Source organism: Streptomyces capoamus (genome assembly GCF_014654935.1).
Classification (GTDB): domain Bacteria; phylum Actinomycetota; class Actinomycetes; order Streptomycetales; family Streptomycetaceae; genus Streptomyces; species Streptomyces capoamus.
On sequence record NZ_BNBF01000024.1, the window covers coordinates 16,802 to 21,420 of the forward strand.

Sequence of the window (4,619 nt, forward strand, 5' to 3'; positions counted from 1 at the left end):
GGCGGCTGCCGGTGCGGCTCGTGGACCGGCTCGCCGGGCCGGTGGGGCGGCTCAGCACCCCGGACCTGTCCGCGCACGGGCTGCCGCGCCCGGACACCGGTCTGTACACCCGGGTGCGGCAGGGCGCGATCCCGGTCCAGGACGTCGGCCTGATCGACGCCGTGCGCCGGGGGAAGGTGGAGATCGTGGCCGCCGTGGAGGGTTTCGAGGACGGCAAGGCGGTCCTCGCCGACGGCAGCCGGATCGCGCCCGACGCGGTGATCGCGGCGACCGGGTACGCGCGGGCGCTGGAGGGGCTGGTCGGGCACCTCGGGGTGCTGGACGAGCGCGGCCGGCCGGTGGTGCACGGCGGCCGCACGCCCGCGCAGGCGCCGGGCCTGTACTTCACCGGGTTCACCAATCCCATCAGCGGGATGCTGCGGGAGCTGGCGATCGACGCGGGGAAGATCGCCCGAGCCGTCGCCAAGGCCCTTCCCACCCATCGGTAACTTTGCCGTTCCGGACCGTTCCTGACATTCGGTCGGTTCAGTAATCTGACAGAGCGTCAGTTACAGCTGCCGTCATGGCTGTCTCACAGGAGGCGGGCGGAACGATGCTCGGATCGACCCACGGCACCCTCACCACCGACTCCCGCCGGGCCCGGGTCATCGCCTGCGGCGAGCAGCGGCCCGGCCCCGCCGTCCACGACCGGGCGGCGGACCTCGACGTCAGCGGGCGCCCGCTGCACGCGGACGTACCGGACCTGACCCGCTTCTTCCGGCCGCGTTCCCTCGCCGTGGTCGGCGCCAGTGACACCGAGGGCCGGCCGAACACCGGGATCACCCGACAGCTGCTGGACTGGGCCGGACGGGTCGGGGCACGGGTGCATCCGGTGCACCCGCGCCGGCCCTCCGTCTTCGGCCTGCCCTGCGCGTCCCGCGTCGCCGACCTGCCCGAAGAGGTCGACCTGGCCGTCCTGCTGGTGGCCGACCCGCTACCGCTGATCGGGGAACTCGCCGAGGCGAAGGTGCGGTTCGCGGTCGCCTTCGCCTCGGGCTTCGCGGAGACCGGGGAGGCGGGCGCCGAGGCACAGGAGCGGCTGGCCGAGGCCGTACGGCGCTCGGGGCTGCGGCTGCTCGGCCCGAACACCAACCTCAACGCCTTCGAACGGTTCCGGGAGGACCTGGACGGGCCGGCCATCGCGCTGATCACCCAGTCCGGGCACCAGGGCCGGCCGGTCTTCGCCCTGCAGGAACTGGGTGTCCGGCTCTCGCACTGGGCACCCACCGGGAACGAGGCCGACCTGGAGACCGCCGACTTCCTGTCCTACTTCGCCGAGCAGCCCGAGGTCGGCGCGATCGCCTGCTACGTGGAGGGGCTCAAGGACGGGCGCGCCTTCCTGCTGGCCGCCGACCGGGCCGCCCGGCGCGGGGTCCCGGTGGTCGCCGTCAAGGTGGGCCGCACCGAGACCGGCGCCCGGACGGCCGCCTCGCACACCGGCAAGCTCACCGGCGCGGACGACGTGGTGGACGCGGCCATGCGGCAGTACGGCGTGATCCGCGTCGACGCCCTGGACGAACTCCAGGACACCGCGGCCCTGCTGGCGCGGGCGAGGGCGCCCCTGGCGGACGGGGTGGCGGTCTACTCCATCTCCGGCGGCACCGGCGCGCACGTCGCCGACCTGGCCGTCGCGGCGGGGCTGCGGCTGCCGACGCTGTCGCCGCAGAAGCAGGCCGAGCTGCACCGGTGGATACCGCCGTACCTGAACGTGGCCAACCCGGTGGACAACGGCGGCCATCCGGTCGGCGACCGGCGCGGTCGCGCGATCATCGACGCGCTCCTCGCCGATCCCGCGGTCGGCGTGCTGATCTGCCCGGTGACCGGGCCCTTCCCGCCGCTGAGCGACAGGCTGGTGGCGGACCTGGTGGACGCCGCCGAGGAGACGGACAAGCTGGTGTGCGTGGTGTGGGGCTCGCCGGTGGGCACGGAGAGGGCGTACCGGGAGGTGCTGCTCGGCTCCTCGCGCGTGGCCACCTTCCGCACGGTGGGCAACTGCCTCACCGCGGTTCGCGCCTGGCTGGACCACCACGCCTTCGTGAGCGGGTACCGCTCCCCCTTCGACGAGGCCCCGCGCACCCCGTCCCCCTCCTTCCGCAAGGCCGAGGCGCTGCTGCAGCCCGGCCGGCAGCTGAGCGAGCACGCGGCCAAGCAGCTGCTGCGGGCGTACGGCATCCGGGTGCCGCGCGAGCAGCTGGTGACCAGCGCGGCGGCGGCCGTACGGGCGGCCGGGCAGGTGGGCTACCCGATCGTGATGAAGGCCTCCGGCGCGCAGATCGCCCACAAGACCGAACTGGGCCTGGTGAAGATCGGCCTGACCTCGGCGAGCCAGGTCCGCGACGCGTACCGCGAACTGACCGACATCGCCCGCTACGAGGGTGTCGGTCTGGACGGGATCCTGGTGTGCCAGATGGTCGGGCAGGGCGTGGAGATGATGGCCGGTGTCACCCACGACGACCTGTTCGGGCCGACGGTGACGGTCGGGCTCGGCGGGATCCTGGTGGAGGTGCTGCACGACGCGGCGGTCCGCGTCCCGCCGTTCGGCGAGGACCAGGCCCGCGCCATGCTCGGCGAACTCCGCGGCCGGGCCCTGCTGTCGGGCGTCCGCGGCCGTCCCCCGGCCGACACGGACGCGCTGGTGGAGGTGATCCTGCGGGTGCAGCGGATGGCGCTGGAACTCGGCGGGGCGATCGCGGAGCTGGACATCAACCCGCTGGTGGTGCTGGACCGGGGGCAGGGCGCGGTGGCGCTGGACGCGCTGGTGGTGTGCCGGTGAGCGAGGCCGTGCGCCAGGAGGTCCGCGATCAGGTCGCGTACCTCACCCTGGACCGGCCGGAGGCCCTGAACGCCCTCACCCCGGCCATGCGCGACCGCCTCGTCGACCTGCTGGCGCAGGCCTCCGCCTCCCCGGACGTGCGGGCGGTGGTCCTCACGGGCACCGGCCGGGGCTTCTGCGCGGGCGCGGACCTGCGGGGCGGGGCCGGCTCCGGCGAGCGGCTCCCGGGTGATGTGGCGCGGGTGCTGCGGCTGGGCGCGCAGCGGCTGATCTGTGCCGTGCTGGACTGCGAGAAGCCGGTCCTGGCGGCGGTGAACGGCACGGCGGCCGGGCTCGGCGCGCATCTGGCCTTCGCCTGCGACCTGGTGCTGGCCGCCGAGTCGGCCCGCTTCATCGAGGTGTTCGTCCGCCGCGGGCTGGTCCCCGACGCGGCCGGCGCCTATCTCCTGCCCCGGCTGATCGGCCCGCAGCGGGCGAAGGAGCTGATGTTCTTCGGCGACGCGGTGCCGGCACCGCAGGCGTACCGCCTGGGTCTGGTCAACCGGGTCGTGCCCGACGAGGACCTGCCGGGGACGGTCCGTGCGTGGGCGGCCCGCCTCGCGGCCGGCCCGACCAGGGCCCTGGCCCTGGCCAAGCAGCTGGTGAACGCCTCCCTGGACACCGACCGTGCCGCCGCCCTCACGGCGGAGTCCTGGGCCCAGGAGATCAACATGACGACGGCGGACGCCGGGGAGGGTCTGCGGGCGTTCGCGGAACGCCGGGACGCGCGGTTCCGGGGCCGTTGACACCCGCGGGGCTTCCCATCTGATGCGCCGTCAGTTTCAATGGCTCCGTGATGGGACACGCAGGGGCGGCGGCCGCCGCCGTCCGGTATCTGGGGGCCAGGCCCGTCGAGGCCTTGCCGCGGCCGGAGTTGCGGTGCGTCCGGGAGGACGAGCCGGCGCCGGTGGGGCAGGGGGAGTTCCGGCGGGTGCTGGGCAGCTTCGCCAGCGGGGTCACCGTGATCACCGCGCCCGGCGCCGGGGGCACGGACGGGCCCGCCGGGTTCGCCTGCCAGTCCTTCTCCTCCCTCTCCCTCGCACCGCCCCTGGTGTGCTTCCTGGTGGGCCGCACCTCCACGACCTGGCCGCGCATCGCCCGGGCCGGTGTCTTCTGCGTCAACGTGCTCGACGCCGGCCAGGAGGAGCTGTGCCGGGCCTTCGCGGTGAGCGGCGCGGACAAGTTCGCCGGGGTGGCGTACGACCCCGCGCCCGTCACCGGGTCACCGCGGCTCGCCGGTGCCGCCGCCTGGATCGACTGCGCGGTCCACGCCGTGCACACCGGGGGCGACCACCTCATCGTCGTGGGGCGGGTGGCCGCCCTCGGCGCGGACGCCACGGCGGAGCCGCTGCTCTTCCACCGGGGCCGGTTCGCACGACTGCGCGACCGCTGAAACCGCCGGCCGACGCCTCGCGGGGGGGCGTTCAGGACCCGGTGAGGGCGCGGCCGGCCGGGGTGCCGCGCCGCATGACCAGCGCCATCAGGGCCGCCGCCGCGCACAGCGCGCCGGAGGCGTACCAGACGACGTCGTAGGAGCCGAAGACGTCCCGGGCCACTGAGCCGAGGTAGGCGACGAGGGCCGCGCCGATCTGGTGGGAGGCGAGCACCCAGCCGAAGACGATGGCACTGTCCTCGCCGAACCGCTCGCGGCACAGGGCCAGCGTGGGTGGCACAGTGGCCACCCAGTCCAGGCCGTAGAAGACGACGAAGAAGACCATCGACGGACGGACGGCGGGGCCCAGCAGCATCGGCAGGAAGAACAGGGACA

Annotated in this window: 3 protein-coding genes and 2 pseudogenes; 4 read left to right on the forward strand and 1 reads right to left on the reverse strand. The window is 74.6% G+C overall.

The features are described 5' to 3' along the window. The 4 genes and pseudogenes from IE312_RS42510 to IE312_RS30320 form a co-directional block, all read left to right on the forward strand. Positions 1–488, forward strand: a pseudogene (locus IE312_RS42510) (NAD(P)/FAD-dependent oxidoreductase); the annotation flags it as partial. Between the two features lie 104 nt (positions 489–592). Continuing rightward, positions 593–2,812 carry an acetate--CoA ligase family protein gene (locus tag IE312_RS30310; RefSeq protein WP_189985533.1) on the forward strand — a complete coding sequence of 740 codons (2,220 nt, stop codon included), beginning with the start codon at positions 593–595 and terminating at the stop codon, positions 2,810–2,812. Continuing rightward, the gene (locus tag IE312_RS30315) at positions 2,803–3,597 is read left to right on the forward strand and encodes an enoyl-CoA hydratase/isomerase family protein (protein WP_189985470.1); all 795 of its coding nucleotides are present in this window, start codon (positions 2,803–2,805) and stop codon (positions 3,595–3,597) included. Before IE312_RS30310 ends, IE312_RS30315 begins: the two co-directional genes overlap by 10 nt. Before the next feature lie 50 nt (positions 3,598–3,647). Then, positions 3,648–4,244, forward strand: a complete 597-nt coding sequence (locus IE312_RS30320) for a flavin reductase family protein (protein ID WP_189985534.1) — start codon at positions 3,648–3,650, stop codon at positions 4,242–4,244. Positions 4,245–4,275: 31 nt separating this feature from the next. Here IE312_RS30320 and IE312_RS42515 read toward each other — a convergent pair. Beyond that, positions 4,276–4,619: pseudogene (locus tag IE312_RS42515) on the reverse strand (MFS transporter); the annotation flags it as partial.

What these genes read in the sequence shown, in the direction of transcription:
- IE312_RS30310 (WP_189985533.1), top strand. Translation starts at nt 593, where the DNA reads ATGCTCGGATCGACCCACGGCACCCTCACCACCGACTCCCGCCGGGCC.
- IE312_RS30320 (WP_189985534.1), top strand. Translation starts at nt 3,648, where the DNA reads ATGGGACACGCAGGGGCGGCGGCCGCCGCCGTCCGGTATCTGGGGGCC.